The 23,289-nt window shown below is 70.7% G+C and carries 9 protein-coding genes; 4 read left to right on the plus strand and 5 right to left on the minus strand.

Translation table 11 applies throughout. The annotated features are described in order from the left end of the window. Positions 1–283: 283 nt before the first annotated feature. Genes ABZV78_RS03075 through ABZV78_RS03085 form a run of 3 tightly spaced genes read left to right on the plus strand, consistent with a single transcriptional unit; the run spans position 284 to position 12,614 of the window. Positions 284–5,113 (plus strand): RecQ family ATP-dependent DNA helicase, encoded by a 4,830-nt coding sequence (locus tag ABZV78_RS03075; RefSeq protein WP_355635148.1) that lies wholly within the window; start codon positions 284–286, stop codon positions 5,111–5,113. Further along, a complete protein-coding gene (locus tag ABZV78_RS03080; protein WP_355635107.1) occupies positions 5,106–11,708 on the plus strand; it encodes an SNF2-related protein in 6,603 nt (2,200 codons plus the stop codon). The genes ABZV78_RS03075 and ABZV78_RS03080 overlap by 8 nt, the downstream gene beginning before the upstream one ends. A gap of 18 nt (positions 11,709–11,726) precedes the next feature. Continuing rightward, positions 11,727–12,614, plus strand: a complete 888-nt coding sequence (locus ABZV78_RS03085; protein ID WP_355635108.1) for a hypothetical protein — start codon at positions 11,727–11,729, stop codon at positions 12,612–12,614. Positions 12,615–12,728: 114 nt separating this feature from the next. Here the strand turns inward: ABZV78_RS03085 and ABZV78_RS03090 are convergent, their stop codons facing one another. The 5 genes from ABZV78_RS03090 to ABZV78_RS03110 form a co-directional block, all read right to left on the minus strand. Beyond that, a complete protein-coding gene (locus ABZV78_RS03090) occupies positions 12,729–12,980 on the minus strand; it encodes a hypothetical protein (RefSeq protein WP_355635109.1) in 252 nt (83 codons plus the stop codon). An 89-nt stretch (positions 12,981–13,069) separates the two neighbouring features. Continuing rightward, positions 13,070–15,712, minus strand: a complete 2,643-nt coding sequence (locus ABZV78_RS03095) for an NPCBM/NEW2 domain-containing protein (protein WP_355635110.1) — start codon at positions 15,710–15,712, stop codon at positions 13,070–13,072. 97 nt (positions 15,713–15,809) lie between these two features. Beyond that, the gene (locus ABZV78_RS03100) at positions 15,810–17,741 is read right to left on the minus strand and encodes a glycoside hydrolase family 97 catalytic domain-containing protein (protein ID WP_355635111.1); all 1,932 of its coding nucleotides are present in this window, start codon (positions 17,739–17,741) and stop codon (positions 15,810–15,812) included. Positions 17,742–17,867: 126 nt separating this feature from the next. Continuing rightward, entirely contained in the window at positions 17,868–20,660 is a 2,793-nt protein-coding gene (locus tag ABZV78_RS03105; RefSeq protein WP_355635112.1) for a CBM35 domain-containing protein, read from the minus strand. A 393-nt stretch (positions 20,661–21,053) separates the two neighbouring features. After that, positions 21,054–21,362, minus strand: coding sequence for a GH36 C-terminal domain-containing protein (locus tag ABZV78_RS03110; RefSeq protein WP_355635113.1), 309 nt, complete (start codon positions 21,360–21,362; stop codon positions 21,054–21,056). A gap of 573 nt (positions 21,363–21,935) precedes the next feature. Here ABZV78_RS03110 and ABZV78_RS03115 point away from each other — a divergent pair. After that, on the plus strand, positions 21,936–23,132 hold the full coding sequence (locus ABZV78_RS03115; RefSeq protein ID WP_355635114.1) for an extracellular solute-binding protein: 1,197 nt from the start codon (positions 21,936–21,938) through the stop codon (positions 23,130–23,132). Positions 23,133–23,289 lie beyond the last annotated feature (157 nt).

The raw sequence follows: 23,289 nt of genomic DNA on the forward strand, positions 1-23,289 counted from the left end.
CGTGACCCTCCTGCGGGCTAGCGGCATCGTGCTCACGGCGGCCCGGCTGGCGAAACTGCCGGAGCGTTTCCCGGAGGCCTTCGTTCTCGACGAGCAGGGCCGTCTCGGCGTTCCCTCCCAGACCTCCGCGGATGCGGCCGATCCGCCGATCGAGCGCCGCCCTTCGCGGGTTCCGGCATGGCGTCGAACGCCGCTCCCCGCCACCCTCTCGGTGGCCGACTGTGTCGTCCTCGCCGTGTCACTGCCGGATCCGCGGGGGGAGGTGACGCTGGCAGCCGTGCGGATGAACGACGGGAAGTGCCTCGTCTTTCCCAGCGGGGCGGAGCAGGGCAATCAGCTACGCCTGTTCACCGCCGAGGCGGCGTGTGTGGTGACGCACGACGACGACTGGTCGCGGCTGCCGCAGCGCGTCGCGGAGTGTCTGCCCGACCTGCACATCGACCTGCGCCTGTTGGCGTTGCTCCAGGAGCCGACGCGGCACGGCGGGCGGCTGGCCGAGCTGTGCGAGAGCTGGGGGGTCGTCCGCGACGGTGACGACCTTGCCGCCGGCGCTCGTGCCGCGGCTGCCTGCCTGCGCCTGATCCTGGAGCAGATCGACGACTCGGAGCCGTCCTGGCAGCTCGCCCGCGTGTGCCTGGCGGCGGCGGGTTCACCGGTGGCACGCCTGCTTCCGGACGGGCCGCTGCCGGAGCGGGCGCGTGACGGACTGACCTGCGCACCGGATCCGCTGCTCGATTCCTCAGGCGAGGGTCACCGGTCGGCGCTCGAGGCGGTGCGTCAGGTGTTCGGCCGGCTGACGGACCAGGGCTACGCCGCGCGGCCGTCCCAGCGCGAGATGTCCACGGCGGTCGGCGAGGTCTTGGACGCCGGCGGACTGCTCGCCGTCGAGGCACCCACCGGCACCGGCAAGTCGCTCGCCTACCTCACGCCGAGTGCCGGCCGTGCCGGTGGTGCGCGCCGTCCCGTCGTGGTCGCCACCGCCACCAAGGTCCTGCAACAGCAACTGCGCCGTGACGTGACGCGGTTGCGGGAGCAAGGGCTCTTCTCCGTCCCGCTGCGCCAGCTCTTCGGCGTCTCCAACTACATCTGCCCGCGGGAGATCGCCGCTGCTCTCGACGCAGGGGATGACGAGACGGATCCGGATCAGTGGCTGGCGCTCGCCGTCGCGATCCGGGGTCTCGCCGTCAGCCAGATCGGGGTGTGGGACGACATCTCCGACCGTGCGTTCAGCCGCGGCCGTCCGGCCTACGCCACGGCGCGTGACGTGCTGCGCACTGATGCCCGATCCTGCGAGCGGCAGCGGTGCGCGTGGGTGGCGACCTGTCCGTTGTTCAAGCGGCTCGCCGGCATGGCCGAGCGTCCGGGCGTCCTGGCCGTCAATCACGCTCTGATCGCCGCCTGGGCGCGGCTCGCTCAGCAGGGGGTGCGCAGTCCCGGCGACGTGCTTGCCGACGGCGCGGGCGACCTGGTCTTCGACGAGGCCCACGAGCTGGAGGACTCCCTGACGGCGGCCTGGACGGAGGCCGTCGGCCGTCGGGAGCTGCTCGCTCTGGCCACCCGGCTGGACGGGCGGTCCGGCCTCGACCGTCAACTGCGCCGACTGGTGGTCTCGGGCATTGACCTACGTGCCGGCCGCCGGTTTCCCGCGATGGCCCGATCGTTGCGGCGGGACTGCGACAGCCTCACGTCGGCCGTCCTGCGCTACCTGCACGAGTACGGCGGGCCGAGTCGCTCGGCCGTGCCCCGCAGCGGAGTGGTGCACGGGCGCCACGAGTATCGACAGCTCGTCGAAGAGGTCCGCCAGACCGGCCGTGGCCTGCGGGAGTTGCTGACCGAACTGACGGCGGTGGAAACGGCCGCGCGAGCCCGCCTCGCGGAGCTGGGCGACGGCCATCCGCTGCTGCGAAGCGTCGTGTCCCGCCTCGGCGGGCTGACCCACGCGGTGACCGATGCCGCGGAGGTGCTGGGGCGGCTGCGGGACCTGCCCGACGAACACCTGTGGGTGTACCGGCTCTCCGCCGACCCGCCGTCTGACTCCCCGGCCAGCCCCGAGGCCGCTGACCCGCAGCCGGACTGGACCTTCGAGTGCATCCCCGTCGATGTCGGTCCGGCTTTCGCGGACGCCGTCGTGCGCCCCGCCAGAAGCGTCACGCTGACCAGCGCCACCCTCACCACCGGCGGCACGTTCGACTACGTCGCGTCCCGCCTGGGGATCCGGGTCGAGCCCGGCAGCAGCCAGCCCGGGGTATTCGACGGCCGTCAGCTGCCCAGCCCCTTCGACTACGCCGCGCAGTCGGCCGTGGTGCTCACCAGTCACCTACCGGTCCCGGTACCCAGCCAGGAGCGGGAGTTCGTCGAGGACCTCGCCCGTGACCAGGTGGGGCTGCTTTCCCTGACCGGCGGCAGATCCATGACCCTGTTCGCGGCACGCCGACGCATGGAGGCGGTCGCGCAGCTGGTGCGGCAACAGGGTGACGCCCTCGCCGACCGTGGAGTGCGCCTGCTGGTGCAGGGTGAGGCGGGCCGTACGGAGATCGCCGACCGGTTCCGGGCCGATCCCGGCACCGTCGTGTACGGGCTGCGTTCCTACTGGCAGGGCTTTGATGCCCCCGGCGACACGCTGAGCTATCTGGTCATCGAGAAGCCGCCCTATCCCCACCCCGACGACGCCGTGGTCGGCGCCCGGGCTCGCGCCATCGCCGACCGCGGCGGTGACCCCTTCCTGGAGTACGTGGTCCCCAAGACGGCCGTCCTGCTCGCGCAGGGCTTCGGGCGGCTGATCCGCAGGGAGTCGGACCGCGGTGTGGCGTTGGTCTGCGATCGGCGGATGCAGTCGCCGAGCAGCGCGAACCGCCTGCTGCTGTCCACGCTTCCCGGTCCGGAGCTTCACTACGCAGTCGATCGGGACGACGCCTGGCGCTACGCCCTTCGCTTCGTCACCGGTGAGGAGCCGGACCTGAGCGCAGCGTTGGCGTTGGCGGGTAGCGAGGTCGATGCGATCGTGCAGCGGCTTCGGCTGACGCCGGGGGAGGACCCGGAGCCTAAGCTACGCGAGGGTGCGCGCCTGCTGTTCGGGGTGCAGGAGCTGCGGGAGGAGCAGCTGCAGCTGATGCTGGCCCACCTCGCCGGCCTCGACACGGTCGGTGTGCTGCCCACGGGCACCGGCAAGTCGCTGTGCTTCCAACTGCCGGCGTTGCTGCGCGCGCAGGATCGCGCGACGGTGGTCGTCAGTCCTCTCGTCGCGCTCATCAAGGACCAGTTGGACGACCTTCGGGGTCGTCGGGGCCTGCGCGGTGTCCAGGGCATCACGGGCAGCACGCCGGCGGCCGTCCGCAACGAGATCCTGCGGGATCTGGCCGAGGGCAAGGTACGGCTGCTGTACGTGTCCCCGGAGCGGCTGGTGCGCGATCCGGTGCTGCGGGTGGCGCTGGAGCGTCAGGACCTGGCCGGCCTGGTGGTCGACGAGGCGCACTGCGTCAGCGACTGGGGGCACGACTTCCGACCGGAGTTCCGCCAGGTGTCACGCGCTGTCGCCCACCTCGACCGTGCCCCGCGGATGGCGTTGACCGCCACCGCCACGCGTCCCGTGGTGCAGGACATCGTGGCCACCCTCGAGCTGCGCGACCCAGTCACGGTCACCCGGCCCTCCGACCGTCCGAACCTGCGCTTCCGGGTCACCAAGGTGGCCGACGAACGGGAGCGGGCCCGGGAGCTGCTGCGTATCGCCACCGCCATGGGAACCACGCCCGGCATCGTGTACGCGTCGCGGAGGGCGGTCACCGAGGAGATCGCGGCGCTGCTGCGGCGCGCCGGGCTGGCGGCCCGCCACTATCACGCGGGCATGGTGCCGGAACAGCGCGAGGCCGTCCAGGACGACTTCCTCGCCGGCACCACCCAGATCATCGTGGCGACCAAGGCATTCGGCATGGGCGTGAACAAGCCGGACGTCGGCTGGGTGGTGCACTACGACCTGCCCGAGTCGCTCGACGCGTACGTGCAGGAGGCCGGTCGGGCGGCGCGCGCCGCTCAGCTGCGCGGCGACTGCGTCCTGCTCTACAGCGGCGGCGACATCGCCCGCCGCCGCGCCCAGGTGGCCAACACGGCGGAAGGCGACCGACGCTCCCAGGCGCAGCGGGTGCTGACGCTGCTGCGCGAGCAGCGCCGCCGCGGCGGGGACGTGGTGTTCCACCCGGAGGAGCTGGCCGAGGCCGCCGGTGTCGAGGCGGACGAGCTCAACGTCCTGCTGGGCTGGCTGGAACGCGCCGGCGCGGTGGAACAACTGCCGGACTGCTCGGCCCGCGGGACCGTGCACGTGGGCGTGCGGGAGCCGGAGGACGAGCAGCAGCGGCGCCGGTTCCGGCACATGTCCGTGCTGCTGCGAATGCGGCCGCAGGTCGGCAGCCGCATCGACTTCGACCGGCTGGAACAGGAGCAGGGCATCGACCCGGACGAACTGGAGAACGATCTGGTCGCCTGGTCGCTGGACCGACTCATCACCTTCTCCTCGTCGCAGCGCTACCGCCGGCTGCGACTGCGGGCGCGCGAGGTGGACACGGCACTGCTGAGCCGGGAGATCCGTCGGTGGAACGCCTGGCAGCGCGAGCAGCTCGACGCCGTCATCTCCTACGTCGGCGGCATGGAGTGCCGCCGCGCCGCGATCGTGCGGTACTTCGGATTTCCCCCGTACACCTGTGGTGATCAATGCGAGCCGTGCGACGCCTGTGGGGGACGGTCGGCGTGGCATGATCTTCCCGCTTCAGCGGTGCCGGATCCGGAAAACCTCGTGAACGTCGAGCTCACCGTCCTGCAGGCCGTGGCGTGGGCGTCCACGCTGCGTACGGGCCGCTACGGCGCGGTCGGGTTGAAGGCGGCCGTGCTGGGGGCGGAGGTGCTGGCCGGGGGACACCCGATCGGTGCCGGGCTGCGCCGGTGCCCGCAGTTCGGGGCGCTCCGGCACGTGCGTGGTGCCGAGCGGCGGTGGGACCAGGCGTCTGCTCGCCTGGTCGCCGAAGGGCTGCTGGTGCGGGACGAGGTCAGCAGGGACAGCAGGAGCTACATGAGCCTGGCGATCACGGATGCCGGGCGGGAACGGTTGGGGGGCCGTCGTGGGTGAGTTGGTCAGCGTCGAGCGGGTCATCACCGAACAGCTGCTGGAGACCGGGGAGATCTCCCTGGGACCTGTGGAACACACCCGCCTCGGGCTACCCAGCCACTCCGCCGACCTGACTGTCGTAGTGAACGACGAGTCGCTCCCCGTGGCGTGGATCGCCGGCCGGCGGCGCCTGCACGGAGAGGCGCTGGCCGAGTACCTGCAGGACACGGCCCGGGTGGGTGGTCTGCTGCGGCTGGAGCGTCGCGGCGAGGATGCGCTGCGGCTCGTGGTCACCGCCCCGGGGGCGCAGCTGTCGACCGCCACCCGGCTGCCCGGCGTCGTCGTCCCGACGCCGGTTGCCCCGGTCGCCAAGGGCGCCGCCGCCACGGCGGCCGCCGCCCGGTCGCAGCGCCGCGCGAGCACCGGCGGTCGCTACCGGTTGCGGAAGCGCGAGGAGTACGCCTGGCAAGGGGAGATCGGCTTCCTCAAGAGCGCCCGCAAGCACGCCGTGGGCGCGCTGAAGAATCGCGGCTGGGATCCGGCCGACGCGGTCGAGATGCGGTTGGAGGGGGAACGCCTGGCCACCCTCGACCAGTTCGACGAGCTGCTGGCCATCGACGCCGCGCACATCGAGCACATGCCGCACCAGGAGGCGGCGGCCCGGACCGTGCTGACCCGGATGGGCGGGCGTGGCATCCTCGCGGACGAGGTCGGTCTCGGCAAAACCGTCGAGGCGGGTCTGGTTCTCAAGGAGCTGATGCTGCGCGGCCTCGCGCAGCGCGTTCTGATCATCTGCCCGGCGCCGCTGCGGGACCAGTGGCGTGACGAGCTGCGCGACAAGTTCGACGAGGACTTCACCGTGGTGGCCAGCGGGCTGGACGCCAGGGCCTTCGAGCAGGACCGGCTGATCATGACCTTGCAGTTGGTGCTGCGCAACGCGGAGCGGTTCCGCAAGCGGTTCGACCTGGTCATCGTCGACGAGGCCCACCGGCTGTCCGGTGCCGGCGCGAAACGCACCCGCGAGACCGTCGGCGATCTCATCGCCAAGGCGCCCCGGGCACTGTTCCTTTCGGCCACCCCGGTGCAGAACAACCTGCTGGAGTTGTACCGGCTGGTGGAACTCCTGCGGCCCGGCACCTTCGATTCCGAGTACGACTTCTCCCGCCGCTTCGTTGACCGGCAGGATCCGCGCCGGCCGGTCAACGCCGTCGAGCTGCGCAAGCTGATCAGCAGCGTGGTGGTGCGGACGACCCGGCAGCAGGCCGGGGTCGATCGGGTGCACCGGATGCCCCCGCAGGACCACGGTGTGGTGCTGACCCCGCCGGAGCGCCAGCTTTATGACCTCCTGCTGGACACGCTGCGCCACCGGATGACCGGGCCGGCCGACACCATGCGTCGCCGGCAGCTCGCGCTGCGCCTGACCGCGTCCCCGCAGGCGGTGTCGCGCAGCGCCCTGCGGATGGCCGAGCGGGAATCGGACCGGCAGCTGCGGCAGGTCCTAACCGAGATCGGTCACCTGGCCGGGGACATCCGGCACACGTCCCGGGAGCAGACAGCGCTGAAGGTCGTCCAGCGCTGGCTCGACGAACACGGGCGGGTGCTCATGTTCACCCAGCACACCGACACCCTCACCGGCATCCTGCGGCTGCTCGACGGCGCCGGCATCAACGCCGCCCCGTTCCACGGCGGCATGACCCACGCCGCCCGGAGCACGTCCGTCGCCGACTTCCGCTCCGGCCGCGCTCAGGTGCTCGTCTCCACCGACGCCGGCGCCGAGGGGCAAAACCTCCAGGTCAGCAACTGTGTGCTCAACTACGACCTGCCGTGGAACCCGATGCGGGTCGAACAGCGCATCGGCCGGGTGCACCGGCTCACCCAGACCCGCGACGTGCACATCGCGAACCTCTTCGCCCGGAACACCCTCGACGAGGCCGTCTACCGGCTGCTGCACGACAAGCTGGCCATGTTCGAGCTGCTCTTCGGTCAGGTCGTGACGGTCCTCGGCGAGCTGGAGGGCACCCAGGACTCCAGCATGGAGAACCGGGTCCTCGAAGCCCTCTACGCCAAGAGCGACGCCACCATGCAGCGCCGGCTCGACGAGTTGGGAACGCAGCTGGAGCAGGCCCGCAGCCGGGCCATGACCATGATGACCGCGGACGCCGGGCTCAGCGACTGGCTCGCCCAACGGCAGGAGGAGCGGCGCAAGCGCGCGGCGCAGCCGGAGGCGCGGGAACTGCTGCCGCAGGCGTCCAAGCGCCCGCGCCGCCGGCAGAAGGACCTCGAGCGGTTCGTCGGCCGATTCCTGACCTCGGCAGGGGCGACGCTCACTCAACCCTCCGAAGGGCTCACCGTCGCCACCCTGCCGGACGACCTCGCGGCCGCCCTGGGCGGCCGCCGGGAACTGTTCCTGGCCTTCACCAACGCCGCTCTGGATCACCATCCGGAAGCGGAGCTCTGCGTCGTCGGATCCGAGCTCTTCGACGAACTGCTGGAGGTGCTGCGCGAACGCGGCGACCTGGCGGGCACGGTGGCCACCATCCCCGACGTGCACCAGAAGCCCGCCCTCGGGCACAGCCCCGACGTGCAGCTGGTGAAACGCCACATCGAGCCGGCGGACGAGTGGGCCGCCCGGGCCACCTACCGGGTGCAGGAGGGCGCCACAAGCGGCAACCAGCAGCTGGTGACCGTCGCCGTCGGACCGGCGGTCGACACCAAGCGACGCCGCGTGCCGCTGCCCGACGGGGCCGCCATGCCGGCGGCCCTGCCGGAGAAAGATGTCCTCGACGTCGTCGACAAGCAGGCCGCCGTGCAACTGCGGCAGACCCTCCGGGAAGCGCGGGAAGCCGAGCAGCGCCGGCAGCAGGAAGCCCAGGAAGCCCTCGTCGCCAACCTGGAAAAGCAGCTCGCCTCGGCGCAGAAGGCCTACCGCAAGCGCGGCGACTCCGAGGCCTACCTCGAGATTTACGAGCGGGAACGCCAGCTCACCCGAGCGATCGAGGCCGCCAGCCGACCCGCGCCGAAGATCGTCGACACCGAACTGCGCGCCGAGCTGCTGACCCTGGAGATGCACGGCTCCGATCGGCTCGTCGTGGTGGAACGCTGGGAGCACACCAGCGGCACCATCCGCGAGCTTCGCTACCCCTGGAGCGGCAACCTGGCCCAGCACGGCCTGACCTGTGAGGCCACCGGGCAACCGCTTCGCACGCTGGCCCTGTGCGGTGACGCCCACGTCGTCGACACCTCGGCGTTGTCGTTGTGTGAAACCTGCGACACCCACTGGTGTGACGCCTGCGGGCCCAAGCGCGCGGTGCGGGCGTGTCGCGGCTGCGGTCGGGACGCCTGCCGGACGTGCCGCTCCGGTGGTCCCCTCTGCGGCAGCTGCGCCCGGCCGCAGCGAGCCCCGGATCTCGACACGGACTGGGAGATCGGCTGGCGCCTCGGCGGCTCGGCGTGCCTGCTCGTCGGGCAGCGCCACGCCGTCCTCGTGGACGCACGTGGTGACCGGCACACGCTGGTGCCGCCGGCGGATGTCCACGATCCGCTCCGGGCCCGGTTGCGCGGACTGGCCCATCGGCTGCAGCTGCCCGCCGGCGCAGGCCTGACCGCGGCAGCCCCGAAGGTCACGTCCGCCGACCTGACGGCCGGGAGCTTGTGGGCGAAGGTGTCAGCGTCGGCGTGGTGGACCTGGCAGCCCGACGGCGGGCCTGACGTCGATCCGATGGTGGCCGACCTGGTGCCCGAGCTTGCCGGCCCGCCGGTTACCGCTGAGGACGAGGCCGGATTCAGGGTGCTGCTGGCCGATCTCCGCGGCCGCCATGCGGCCCCGCCCGCCCCGGCCGTCGCGGCGATGCCGTTCGCCGCGGTGCAGCGGGTCGACATCCAGGACGGGCAGTTCGTATACCGGGAGCTCTGGCACGACGGTGACCAGGAACCCCAGCTCGCCCGGGAGGATTGCGAGCCGCTGCAGGCCAGCCGCCACGACGTGGCGCCGTTCTGCCGGGCGGTCGCGCAGACCGTGGTGGGGCCGGTCAGCGTGGAAGTCGACCGACTCCACCGCTCCTACGTGTGCCTGCTCACCGACGGCACCCGCAGCAGCACCCTCTTCGTCCCGGCGCTCCCCGGCGCCACGGTGCAGGCGGAGGAACATCTCGCACGCCGGGTCATGGCCGCCGGTCTGCCCACAAACCGGGTGGTCGTCCGACACCCCTGGACCGCGCCGCCCGCCGAGGACCTGCGCTACAGCGCGGCGGCGGCGGACGTCGCCGTGACGCGTACCGTGAAGACCCAGCAGGCCCTGGTGCAGCAGCAGATCGGCGACCCGGAGACGGGATTCCTCGGCCCGGACGCCACCACGGGAGAGTTCGCGGCGGCCCGGCTCGCCGACGACGACGCCCTGCGGTACGTGCTCGACCAGCTGGCGGAACCGGTCACGCCGGTCTCCGTCGCCGACTGCGTCACCATCGACGAGCAGTGGCACTCGTCGCACGGCGCGGCCTCTCGCCAGTACCTGGTCGCTCCGGCCGCGCCACTGAACGCGCGGCTGCTCGACCGGCGGACCCTCGTCACCCCCGGCGAGACGATCGCGGTCACCCTGGCAGACGGAAACCCGGCCCGCGGACCGGTGTACGTCGACAGCGCCGGGCACCTGGTCGACAGCGAGCAGGTGGCCGGCTGCCCGGTCTGCGCGCGCGCCTACGGGCCGTGCTGCGGTGACGGCGGCGTCATCACCGACTGCGCCTCCTGCCGGCGGCCCGCGTGTGGCACCTGCCGATCGAACGACCCGTCCACGGTGACACCGACCCGGTGTGATCGGTGCGGCGACCACTCCTGCGGCGACTGCTCCCGGCACCTGCCCGTCCACGGTTGCCAGGTGTGCGGCCGTGACATCTGCCCGACCTGCGGCCCCGGCCCGGTGTGCCTCACCTGTCAGCACCTCGCCCCGGCCACCGCCGAGCAGATCGCCGGCCTGCCCGCCGAGCTGTGCGCGGACGGCCTCACCGTCCTCATCGGCGAGGACGGCGGCGGCAGGGTCGTGGTGCTGCACGGCGCCACCCGCTCGGAGATCGCCGTCATCTCGCCGTCCGGCGTGCACCGGTGGGAGACCGCCACCGGCGACGACGAAACGCTGCTGCGGGTGCGGCTGGGCGCCGCCCGGCTGGCCGGGCACGGCGAGGTGGCCCTTCGTGCCGTCTCCGCCGAGACCCCGCCCGGGCGCACCGACTCGCTGATCCTGCAGCGAAGCCACGACACGACGTTCCAGTGGCTCGTGCAGACGGATGCCGTCCGGCACGCCGGCAACGCCTCCGGCCTGGCGGCACAGCCGAGCGCGGGCGACCTCGAAGCGGACCTCACCGACGCATTCGACGCGGCACTGCACGGGGGAGCGGCGGACGTGCCAGTGCCGAGGCGCGCGTCCGTGACCCGGCGGCAGGCGGTGCGACGGCTGACCGCCGCACTCCCGGCCCCCAAGACCCGTACGGTCGCCAGCGCCTGCCGGCAGCACACCGAGACCAGCCTTGCTCTCACGCCCGACGGCCTGGTGCGCCGCCGAGCGGTCGGCAGCAAGGTCTACGAGGAGCGGGCGGACTGGCAGGTTCCCGTCGAGGCACCGGCGTGGACCGGCGAGGGCTGGCGCCCGACGCCGCGGATCATCGCCACCGCCGCGCTGGACGGTTGGACCGCGATCGTCGCGGCCGTCGGCGAGCACGCCCTGCTCGCGCTGCGCCACGACGGCGAGAAGCCGATCTGGTACCAGCTCAGCGAGGACACCGAACCGGACCTGTACCGGGCGGTGCTCGGCGCCGAGCTGCTCGGCGAGCACGCCCTCGTGACGGTCGTCGACCACACACCCCTCGACCAGCTCAACGGGCCGACGGTTCTGCGCGCCCGCCTGACGGGCCGTCGTACCGCGCCGCTCGTGTCGCGGCAGCCCTTCGGGCAGCCGCGACGCAAGGCGCTCTCACCGGCGGACGCCGTCGCCGCGATCGTTCCTCACGCCACGCCCGCCGCGCCCGCGCCTGTCGCCGGCCTGCCCGACCCCGTGGTGCGGGAACTGCTGGCCCGCGTGGCGGCTCACCGGGTCGCCCAGGTCGACGTCACCGTCGGCCTGCGCGTGGACGAGCAGTGGCAGCTGCCCAACGGGGAGCTGCTCGGCGTCCGGTACGAGGTGCCGGCGGGACAGACCGCCGGCTACCTGACCGACGCCGTCACCGGTAGACCTCTTCACGTGGCGGCGGCCTGCCGGCGGCACCACCTGGTCAACTCCCTGGAGCTGTGCAGCACCTGCCTGAGCGCCACCTGTGCCGTATGCCCCGACGCAGTTCGTCCCTGCGCCCTGTGCGGCGGACGGCTCTGCGGCACCTGCGTCGCCAGCCCCGACGGTCGATGCCCCACCTGCGCGCAGCTACGCAAGGTCGGGTTGTTCGAGCGGGGGAAGTTCGGCGTGTCGATGCGGGGCGCCGCCTGGCACGCTGCGGGCCGGCACGTGCAGATCACCGTCCGCCGCGACAAGGGTCTCTGGACACTGCAGCGGTGGGATAAGGACGGACGGGTCACCGTCACTCTCGACGGTCAGGCCCTGGCGTCGGTCGCGCGCATGCTCGGCGAAACCCTGTAACGGATGAGAGGGAAGGGCATGTCCCGGACGAAGCAGCCGTTCGCGTTGTGGATCGGGCGGCTGGAGAATCAGACAGTCGTGGCGCTGCGACCCATGATCGTGCCAGGTAGCAAGAACGGTGAGACGACCAAACCCGGCGATCCATCCCGCAAGGTCATCCCCGCTGACACCAAGATCGCGGCCGGCCGCGAGAACACGATGACCGTGTTGCTGCTTCTCTCCGTCGTCGGAGCGCTCATCTCCTGCCTCGGTGGAGCGGACTGGTCGGTTCGGATCGGGCTGGTCGTGCTCGCCCTGATCCTCGTCGTCCTGATCGGAATCTCCACCTCGGGTGGCGTGACGCTCAAGCGGCTGGAAGAGTTTCCCGACGAGCACGTCATCCTCCGTGACCGGCATGGACAAGCCAGGTTCAGCAAAATCGAGGATCTGGGCCTCAGGATCGACCGGAACTCCCCGGTGCTGCTGCAGATCATCCCCCGGGAAGACGCGGACCACACGTTGGTGCACGCACTGTGGGAAGGGGCTCGGCTGGTGGCCTGGCACCAGAACGTCCGAGCGACGATCGTCGACCTGAGCAGCCAGAACACCACCAGGCTGCCCCCGGACAGCGCGGAACTGCGCCAGCAGACCGTCGAGCGGGAGCGGACCATCGCGTTACGCCGGGACATCGAATCACAGCTTGAGGCACTGCACACCAGGCTGAAAGCGCTGGCCGACGCTGGCGACGAGTTCATCCGGGAGCGGAAGGACCGCCAGGTGACCCGACACGCACAGGAGGCGCTAGCCAACAGCGGCACTGCGGCGGTCGGCAGTGGGCTGGGCATGACGGACGAGCTGGCCGACCACACCCTGACGCTGCTGCAGGCGTACGAGGAACTCACCGAGGCGTACGCGGGTACGCCCTAACGGAATGCACTGTCCGGGCTGACCGCCGGACTGAGGCCGCCTGTGCCATTCGGACGTCTCGGTCCAGCGGTCGATTGTCGGCGCGTTCGCGTGCCGTGCTGACCAGCGGCGTGGTTACCGACGTGCCACATCGAGGAGCTGGTCGAGGTCGGTCCGGGACCTGCCGGTCGCGGTGGCGAGCGCACCGAGCGGGTCGGCGTGCCGGCGTTCGGCCAGGTCGTCGTAGACCGCGAGCAGGTCGGCCTCGAACCCGTCCGCGCTGGCACCGCGAGCCTGGGCCAGCTCGGCGAGCCGGCCCTCGATGTAGCGACCCACCATCACCTGGCACGCACCGACGCTCGGCACGGCCCGGAACTCCGCCACCATGTCGTAACTCGGGTTGTTGACGACTACCTGCGGTCCTTGGACAGGCGTCCTTCGAAGGGAGCGTTCGACTTTCCGCCCCGCGATGCGCATCAGCTCCCCGGGAGGCGGAGGACCTTGGCGTCGGCCCAGTCCGCGTGGTCGCTGTTGTTCGTGTTGCCGGCGTCCGTGACCCGCAGCACGAGCCGCTCGACACCGAGGACGTCGAGTTCGACGCGCTGCGGTGGCGAGTACGGCTGCGCGCGCATGAGGCCGCTGTCGTACACGACCTGGCCGTCGGCGAGCACCTGGAAGACGACCGACGCGTTGGGCGAGCTGCGCTGCACGTCGTCGATGCCGACGATCGCGACGAACCTCGTGTCCGTCGGTTCGAGGTCGTAAACGACCTCGGAGTTCGCGTGGGTGCCAATGCCCTTGGCGTACTCGGTGCCGGCGAGGCGGATCGGGTTCCCCGACACAGCGCGGTCCTTCAGCACCGACCGCCACCCGGCCGTTGCCGAGACCCAGTCACGGTCGCTGAGGTGTTCGGCGGGGCCGTCGGCGGGAGCTGCCTGCTCCTCGACGACCGTGCCCGGCCCCTCGCCGATTTCGTTCGTCGAGGTCACCCGATACCGGTACGGTCCGCCGGCCGCCTCGCGATCAAGGAAGGACCGGCCGGTCTGCCCGGTCACGATGGCCGTGAAGTCGTCGCTTCCCGCCGGGGCGCGGTAGACCGTCGACGTCAGCGCGCCCTCGGCCGCCGTCCAGATGACGCCGACGGCGTTATCGACGCGGTACGCGGCCACCGGGGACGGCGCTTCGGGCACGGCGGTGGGCGTGGTGCGGAACCCCCACTCCCCGCCGGGGACCACGAGTTCCTGTCCGGTCTTCGAGTTCACCGCCGTGACCTCCCAGTAGAAGGTCCGCCCGGCATCTAGGGAGGCGATCCTCGCGGTCGGCTTCGTGACCGTGGCCTCGGCGATGACGTCGGTCATCGCGTCGTCGCGAGCGACCCGCAGACGGTACTCCCGCGCGTTGACCGCGGGCTCCCACGCGAAGGTCACATCCTTGGCGGGCACGCTCGTCGCACCGTCAACCGGCGAGAGCAGCGCGTAGTCCTGCGGGTGGGTGAGGATGAGGTCGCCATGCCGGTTCGGGTTCACGTCACCACTCGTGGTGACGGTGACCGACGCGCCGACGGGAACCGTCAGCGTGACCTGGGTGAGCGCCCGACCGTTCACGTGCACGTACTCGGGCCTCACGGGCTTGCCGTCGACCTTCAGCTTCGGCCAGCCGCCGGGGAACTGCACGGTGACCTCGAGCGGTTGTGGTCCGGCGTTGTGGTTGACCACCGTCTTCGTCGTGCCGTCGTGGCGGACGCCGAAGTCGTGCTCGCCCACACGGATGTGGTCGAGGTCGAGCCATCCGATCTCCGCGGGCAGGTGCGAGCGGACCGACACCGCGTGCTCGGGCGCGTTGGGCCGGACCCCGGCGAGTCCCTCGACGGTCTGCGACACGAGCGTGAAGCTCGTCTCGGGGTAGTCGCCGTTCGTGCCCTGCGTGGGCACCTCGTGCGGAAGGTGGAGCTTGGCGATGATGTCCTTCATCCAGGTCCACGCCTGCTCGTCGAAGCCGTAGTTGAACAGCGCGTCGGGCACGTACGTGGTCGCCTCGATGTTCGGGGGCCGGTCCTCGACGTACATGCGGTCGAGGTACCCGAGGTAGTCCCACGTGCGCTTGTCGTCGGCGTCAAGGAACTCCTTGACCGCGTAGAAGACGGAGTTCTCGCGGCCGAAGCCGGCGTACGGCTCATTCGCCGGGCCGCGACCCCGCACGTACTCCCAGGCGTCCCGGACGACGCCCCATTCGTCCTCAAAGTACCGCTTGAGCGCCGCGGCCTTCTGCTCGAAGGTCGCCGCCGTTCCGAGATCGCCCTTCTTCCGGGCGAGGTACGCGTAGGCGAGGTACGCCCGGTACTGGGAGGCGAGCCCGTCGCCGGCTTCGATCACGGCGTGGTCGCTACGTTCGTTGTAGCTCGCGGCGCCCTGGAAGATGCCCCGGCCGGTGCCCTCGGCGATACCGTTGGGCAGCTGCGTGTCGTGGAGCGCGACGAAGTCGGTGACCGCCTTGGTGTAGTACTGCCAGAGCACGGGGTCGTCGAGGTAGTCGGCGTCACCGGTCCAGCGGTACTGCTCCTCGGCCTCCTGCACGAGTTCGAACACCGCGGGCACCTCGCGCACGAAGTTCGTGTCGCTGCGGTAGTCCACGTTGTAGGGGCTGCCGTCGAAGTTCAAAGCCCAAAGCGGATACCACTTGCGCGCCTCGTTCGCGCTCGCCGCGAAGGCGGTGAGCATCGACTTGTTCTCCTCCTCGAGGCCAAGAAGGTGGCCGCCTGCGGCCTGGTGGACGAAGTCCCGCGAGTAGAAGGCGGTGCGGTGGGCGTAGCCCGCCCAGTACGACGGGATGTAGTCGGCCTCGCCGGTGCCGGGGTTGCTGCCGTTTCCGTTCACCGGGCCCCGCCTGCCGGTCTGCACGTGCTGCCGTGCCCGGGAGATGGCCCAGTTGACAGCGCCGGCGAGCTGCGGCGACGAGCTCGCGACCGTGATGGGTCCCTGGTCGAGCCCGGCCGTGGTCTCCGAACCCGCGGCGCGGGTCGGGGCGGCGAGCGGCGCGAGCAGCAGTGCCGCGACCACGGCGACGGCCGCGCCGATGGTGCTCCGCAGCGCCGGCGGACTGCCTGGTGATGGTGTGCGCATCGCATCCTCCTCGGAAAGGGAACTGGCTCGGACGGTCGAACGAGGCGCGTGCGATGCCGGGCCGGGCGGGCCCGGCATCGCACGCTGACGCGGACGGCTACGGTCGGTCGCAGGTGGTGATCTTCGGTTGCCACCGGCAGGCCAGGCCGGCGAAGCCGCCGTCGGCGACCACGTCGACGGGCAGCGTGTCACCGGCCCGCATGACCCGCTGGCTGCGTACGAGCCCGCTCTCCCCGTCGGTGATCAGTTCCACCAGCCACCGTCCGGCGGGCAGGTTCAGCGGTACGTCCAGGGTCCGGGCGGCGCCGGCGGAACTCCCGCCCAGGAACCACCGCTCTCCGCTGCGACGCGCGAAGACGGCGCTGTCGGCGGGACGGCCGGCGAGCAGCCTGGTCTCGTCCCAGACGGTCGGCACCTGTTCGAGGAAGCGCACCGCCTCCGGCCGCGCCTCGTACGACTCGGGGGTGCCGGCGAGGTTCTGCAGGCCGGACTCGAAGACGACCGACAGCCCCAACTCGTGGGCGTCGGAGGTCGGCCGGTTCCGGTGGAACCCCATCGGTGTGTAGTCCATCGAGCCGACCACGTTACGGGTGAAGGGAAGGGCGGTGATGTGGCTCGTGGTGAGGCTGCTCTTCTCGGCGCCATGGACGCCCTCCATGGTCATGACGTGGGGCCAGACCCGGTGAATGCCCTTCGGGACGTTCGAGCCGTGGAAGTTCACCAGCAGCTGGTTCGCGGCTGTCGCGGGCAGGATCTCGTCGTACCACCGCAGCCGCTCCTGCGACTCGGAGTCCATAAAGTCGATCTTGACGCCCTTGACGCCCCACTCGTGCAGCGTCGGCAGCCACTCGGACCGCTCCTGCGCGGTGTCGAGGTCTCGGTAGTGGATCCAGACGACGATGCCGACGTTGCGCTCCCGCGCGTAGCGGACGAGTTCCGGCATCCAGCTGGTGGTACGCCAGTTCGGGTCGGTGACGTCCCACTGCTGCGGGTCGAAGTACCAGCCGGCGTCGACGGCGACGTACGGCCAGCCGCGCTGGGCGGCATAGTCGACGTACCCCATCTGCCGGGTCAGGCTCTGCCCGGCGGCCCGCCCGCCGGCGAGCCAGGTCCAGAGCACCTGGCCGGGGTGGATCCACGAGGTGTCGCTGATTCGCGACGGTGGTGCCAGGTCGTCGACCAGCGTCGAGGTGGCGATCGTGTCGAGGTCGCCGACCACCATCACCCGCCACGGCGTCGCCAGCGGCCCGTCGACCAGGACGTTCTGGTCCCACAGCTTCACCCGGTAGGTGCCGGTGCCGTCATGCACCAGGCTGCCGCCGGAGTACCTTCCGTCGAGGTTGGACTCGGCGATCATCAGGTAGGTGCCGTCGACGTCGAACAGCGCCGGCGCAAGGTACTCGCGGTCGTCCGCGGCGGCGGCAGTGGTCTGGACGTAGGGGTTCTCGTAGTCTCGGCGGTGGTTCGCCAGCCAGGCGCTGCTGTCGGGGGGAACCGTGAATGCGGACGCCTCGCCGAGCACCGACCCGTGGTCGCCGGGCAGTTCGTACCGGTAGGCGATTCCGTCGCGGGCGGCCCGGACGACCAGGTCGACCCGGGCGCCACCCGTGCCGGCGAACCGGAACCGCGCCTCCCGGAAGATCGCGAGCCGCCGCACCTGCTTTCCGACGGTCGTCGTGTAGCGCTCGACGTCGGTGCGGTCGCTGCGGCCGAGGAACCGGAGGCCGCCGGTCAGGTCGGCGCCTTCAGTGCGGATGCCCAGCGTGCTGGGCGCCAGTACGGTCCGGCCGCCGCGGGACACGGCCAGCGAGATGGTGCCTGCTGTCTTGTCGTGAATGACCTCCGCCCTCGGGGCGCCGGGTGCGGGGGCCGCCGCGACTGTCCATCGGGCGGTGCCCGCCCGAGCGGGTGTCGCCGTGAGAGTTCCGGCGAGCAGCGTGGCGATCAGGGCGAGGGCGAGGGCCGCGATCCGCGGGGTCGGGCGGGCGGCGGTAGCCCGCCGCGCCGACCGGTTCGGTGTGTGCTTCACAGGTGACTCCTCCTCGAATGTGTTGGGGAGACCGGCGGTCGGCGCGGTGAGCGCCTGGGCCGATGCCCTGCTCGCGCACGAGCTGGCGGAGCAGGGCATCGACGGCGGGTGGTGCCGCGGGGAGGGTCAGCCCAGCGACAACCGGTCGAGGTCCGGTGCGGAGTCCTCGTCGTTGTGGATCTTGATGGTGTTGACGCCCGCCTGAAGGGTGACGGGGACCGAGGTCGTGTAGGGCGTGTTGTTGCCGACGCCGCTCACCTTGACCTCGATGGGCGTACCGCCGTTGACGGTCACGAAATACGAGCGGTCACCGTTCACCGTGAAGTCGATGAACAGGGTGTACTGGCGTGCCGTGTCGACGGTGACGTTCTCGAACAGCACGTAGGCGTTCGGGCTGCCGCCGATGTTGCGCACCTTCTGTCCGCCCGAGCAGGGTGAGCAGCTGGTGATGCCGGAGCTGCCGAGCTGGTTGCCCGAGTCCTCGGCCTCCCGCATGAACACCCGGTCCGCCGGGCGCAGTTGCACCCGCAGGTCGCGGCTGACCTGGTTCGGCCTGCCGAGCGTCTCGAACGACGCCACCACGGGGATCTTCGCCGAGCTGACGTCCTGGCCGGCCGGCGAGGTGACGGTCCAGATGCCCTCCAGAACCTGTCCGAGGCGCATCTCCCTCGACGTCGTGGCGCCGCCGGTGATCGACCAGCCGGCGGGGGCCACTGGGGCCATGCTGACCTGGTCGAGTGCGTCGTCGACATCGAGCCGCAGCCGCGCCTTGACGGTGACCGACTGCTGCCCCGGGCCAACCCACTGCACACCGGCGGGCTCCACCGTCATCGTGGTCCGCGGCACGGAGGACGCCGGTGGCAGGGGCCCGACCGAGATCCGATCGATTCCCGGCCCCGTGCCAGCCGAACTGAACAGCGTGATGGTGTTGGCGCCGGCCCGCAGCGGCACGGCGACCGCCGAGGCGACGGGCACGTCCGGGTTGTCCGCGGCGATCGGCACGTCCACCGCGGTCCCGCCGTTGACGCTCACCGCGAGCGAAGCGCCGGCACCGGCGCCCGTGTGGTCGATCTGCAGCCGGTAGGTACCCGCCTCCGGCGCGGTGACCCCCCGGTAGGTGACCGAGTTGCCGGTCCCGCCCCCGAGCCCGATGACCTGGTGCGAACCGGAGCAGGCGAGGCAAGTCGCCGGCTTCGCCTTGCCGTTTAGCGCGTTGTTCCGCGCCTCCGCCTCCAGCGGCAGCTCGGTGCCGACCGGCCCAGGGTAGTCGTACGCCACCTTGATCTCATCGATCCGCAGCTGCCGATAGAACGTCGGCGCCTGCGGGCCGCCCCATGTGTTCAGGACCTCCAGCTTGACGAACCGGGCGCGCTGGTCGCCGATGTCGATGAACTGCGCCCCACGGGCGCTGGGCATCGCGCCGCTGCGTACCGGCTGCCCCCAGCGCACGCCGTCCTTGCTGACGTAGACGCGGTAGTCCTTGATCCGCGCCGAGTCCTCCGGCCGGCCGAACGACTCCCGGGCGTAGGTCGGCGACCACTCCCGCTGGTTCACCGCGAGGTACCTCGCCTTGCGGGTGTCTCCGAGGTCCAGTGTCAGCGAGACCGGCAACTGCCCGTTGCTGTCCCAGTAGTTCTCGAAGCTTCCGTCCACCAGAGCACCGGCCGGGTGGCCCTCGCCGGAGGACGACGCGGAAGCCTTGATCATCGACTGGGGGTAGAAGGACTGCTGGCCGGCCGTGCTCACCTGGAACACCGTGTCGTACGTGTCCCAGGTGTCGATGCCGAGGATCGTCAGGTACCCGCCGGACTGGCTGAACCGCATCCGCTCGCCGGTCCTCAGGTCACTCACTCCGGTCACCCGGTAGCCGTTGTCGCGCAACCGCACCTGATCCGTCCGCGGCCGGGTCAGCACGTGCACGTACTGGGTCTCCGCACCGGGTTCCACGGTGATGACACCGTGAGCCCCGTCGTTCCAGAAGCCGGGCTGCATGCCGCCGTACAGGTAGCCGCCGCCCTCGGTCCCGACCAGCGAGGACCGGATCGGCGGCACCCACTCGGCCATGAAGTTGTTGAACGCCTCCTGCTGCGCGGGGAACTTGCCGTTCACCATCGGTGTCTCCGCCATGAGGGACTTCATGGACGAGCCGGCGTTGGTGATGTAGCGACCAGTGCTGAGCCGGACGTCGACGGTGTGGTCGCCGCCGTCGTACCACCAGGAGCCGGTTGTCGGCAGCTTGTAGTCGGCCTCGGTGAGGCGCGGCATGGGGGTGAAGGCGGCCTGCGGGTAGTCGTAGGCCGGCGTCATCCCGGTCTTCTGCTCATTGCTGACCGTGTCCATGATCGGCGTGTCCTCGTTGTTGTTGCTCAACAACCAGGACGGGCGCTTCTCCCGGATCTGCTCGTAGAGGTGGTTCCGCTCCCAGTAGGCGTTGTCGTTGTCGATCCAGAACCCGGCGAGGTCGGCGTAGTTCTCCATCACCTCGAAGAAAAGGTCGTAGCTGAACATGCCGAACCCGTCGCGGGTGGTCAGGTCGACCTGCTGGCCCTTGTACGCCGAGTAGGCCGCCGAGTCCAGCGTCTCGACGCCGAGCTCGTTGTGCCACTGGGGGTCGTCGGTCATGTAGAGGATGACCCGGACCCCCTTGGCCTTGCCGGCCTCGATGAGCTCGCCGAGGATGTCGCGCTCGGTGGCACAGCTGCCGGGGATCTTCGACGGCCAGGGGCGGGCGTAGCCGAGCCGGCTGTGGAAGGTGGCCAGGACGATGTAGGAGGCGCCGAGCTTGCGGGCCTCGTCCACCCAGTAGTCCGGGGTCCAGCCGCCCTCGGTGACGTCGTCCTCCCACTCCGCGCAGTCGCGGTGGGCCGGGGCGGTGAACATTCCCCAGTGCAGGAACAGGCCGGCTGTGGAGTCACGCATCCACTGTTGTCGCGGATGCTGGACCTCCGCGTGGGCGGCGGGGGCGCTGATGAGCCCCGCGGTCAGGACGAGGACGAGCGCGGCGCCCAGCAGGCGCCACCTGCTCCACGCCCGCTCGGATCGTGGTCGGGTACCGCCGTGCGGTCGAAGTCTCATGGGGACATCGCCTCTCGATGGTCTGTGTGGTCAGTGGTTACATCGAGGTTTCGAATGAAGACATCCGATGATTGCAATCGAAATCGGCGATGGTCAAGACCTCCGTTGATCCGCCGTAGGGCGCGACGACCACCGGCGCAGGCAAATCAAACAGGACGATGGGGGAGGCGACCAGGCTGTTCCGCCGTCGGGCCGACGTGGTGAACAGTCATCCGATCGCTGGGGGCTACCCGTCATTCATCGGATGACCAGCGCCGGTCCCCGCTGGTGGAAGCCGACTGCCTGGACGACGCGGACGAGGTGGACCACCGCGCTGGCGCAGTCCCCGGACGGCATCTGCTGGCGCAGTCCGTGGCCGAGCAGCACGGCGCCGTGCTGCACCTCGCCGGTAGCTTCGCCACGGTAACGGGCGGCTGGGTCCAGCCCTCGCAGCCGCACGGGTGCCGTCTCGCGGCCGAAGCGTGGCGCGGGGAGCCAGAAGAAGACGACGGATTCGGCGCCGCCGACCGCAACGTGCTGGAAAGCCCACCTGGAGCGCGGGCGCACCGAACTGGGCCCCGCCCTCGACCGGGAACTCCTCGATGTCGTACACCTGGCCCTCGAACTGCGTCAGCGTGGCGGGACGCGGCGCCGGCACGGTGCTCGCCCGGGCCAGCGTCAGCCGCGGTCCCCAGTAGAGGTGGAGCAACAGACCGTCATCAGCGAGGCGCAACGCGTACCCGGTATCGGGGTGGATAGCAGCCAGGTTCGGGTCACGGCGTCGAACTCAACTCCGTCCGCGAAGCGTACGACTTCGCGGTCGACGGCTCGGTGCCGCGGGGTGGGCGTTCACACCGGTCCAAACAGCCGAAGCTGCACGAATCCGAGGAATGCTGCGTACCGGGCAGTCATCCGATCGATCGGGCAAGGGATGGCGCATTTTGCGGGTCCAGACGTTGACACTACGCCCAAAGGTCGGATGTACTGCGCTCCGGCGTTGACTCTTCGCCACTCCCACCGCTGTCCGATCTCACGAGAGGTGGCTCAATGCGGAGCAAGCCCCGAGCATTCCGGGTGGCGGCCGCACTCGCGGCTGTCGTCGCCCTCAGCGCCTGTACGGTCGGTGACAATTCGTCCACCGTGGACGGCAAACAGGAGGTCACCTTCCTGACCTTCGAGACGCCGAACCTCACCCCCGGGTACTGGGATGCCGCGATCAAGCGGGTGACCGACAAGAATCCGGACATCACCGTCAAGAAGCTGGTGGCCCCGACCGCGGACGGTCGGACGGCGTACGCCAAGCAGCTCCTGCAGTCGGGCCAGTTCCCGGACGTCATGATCGCGGTTTCCCCGGCCGGGTTCGCCGAGGCCGGAAACCTCTACGCGTGGCAGCCGGACGAGCTGAAGGACCTCCTCTACCCGACGGCGAACCCGATCAACGGGAAGTACTACCAGCTGCCGGCCAACACCCAGACCATCCCGCCGATTTACTACAACAAGAAGATGTTCGCCGACGCCGGCGTCACCGCGACCCCGAAGACCTGGGCCGAGCTGCTCGACGCGTCGGCGAAGCTGAAGGCGAAGGGGATGACGCCATTCGTCATCGGCGGTGGCAAGGACGGCTTCGCCTCGTCGATGATCCTGTCCGGCCTCGTGAGTGTGGACCTGTACGCGAAGACGCCGGACTGGCTGACCAAGCGACGGTCGAACCAGGCGAAGTTCGCCGACCCCGACTTCGAGAAGGCCCTCGGCAAGTTCGCCGACCTGGCCGCCAAAGGCTACCTCGACAAGTCGGCAGTCTCCCGGGACTACGCCGCCACGGAACAGGCGTTCCTGGACGGCAAGGGCGCGATGTATCCGATGGGGAACTGGTTCGCGGCGAACGCCGACACCAAGAAGCCCGGCTTCGAGATCGGCGTGTTCAACTTCCCGACCGAGGACGGCAAGGTCGTGGTGCCCGCCTACACCGGCGGCGGCATGATCGTCAGCGCGAAGGCGAAGAACCTCGACGCGGCCAAGAAGTTCGCGCTGGCGTTCCAGCTCGACAAGGAGCAACTCGACGCGTCCGTGAAGGCCGACGGGCTCTTCCCCGCGATCAAGGGCTACACGCTGCCCTCGGACGTGGGTCCGGTGTTCAAGGCGGGATACGAGCTCTACCAGCAGGCGCAGGCCCAGCAGGCCGTCGTGCACGCGTTCCGCTGGGAGACGGCCGACGACGGGCTGCTGCCCGGAATGGCCGACAAGGTCGACGCGGCCGCGCAGGACCTGATCACGGGACGCAAGACGCCCGCCCAGGCCGCCGCCTTCCTCGACACGGAATGGTCGAAGGCCGGCTGATCCGGCGACGCGTACGACCGGGTGTGGAGAGCGGCGCTCGCTCTCCACACCCGGGCGCACCAGGGCTGGCGACGGTCGACCGGTGAGAATGGAAGGAGTAGGCGCAATGGTTGCCCAGGTCGCTAGGCCTGCCACACGGCCCGCACCGCAGGAGACG

This window comes from Micromonospora sp. NPDC004540 (genome assembly GCF_040610095.1).
In the GTDB taxonomy this organism is placed as follows: Bacteria; Actinomycetota; Actinomycetes; order Mycobacteriales; family Micromonosporaceae; genus Micromonospora.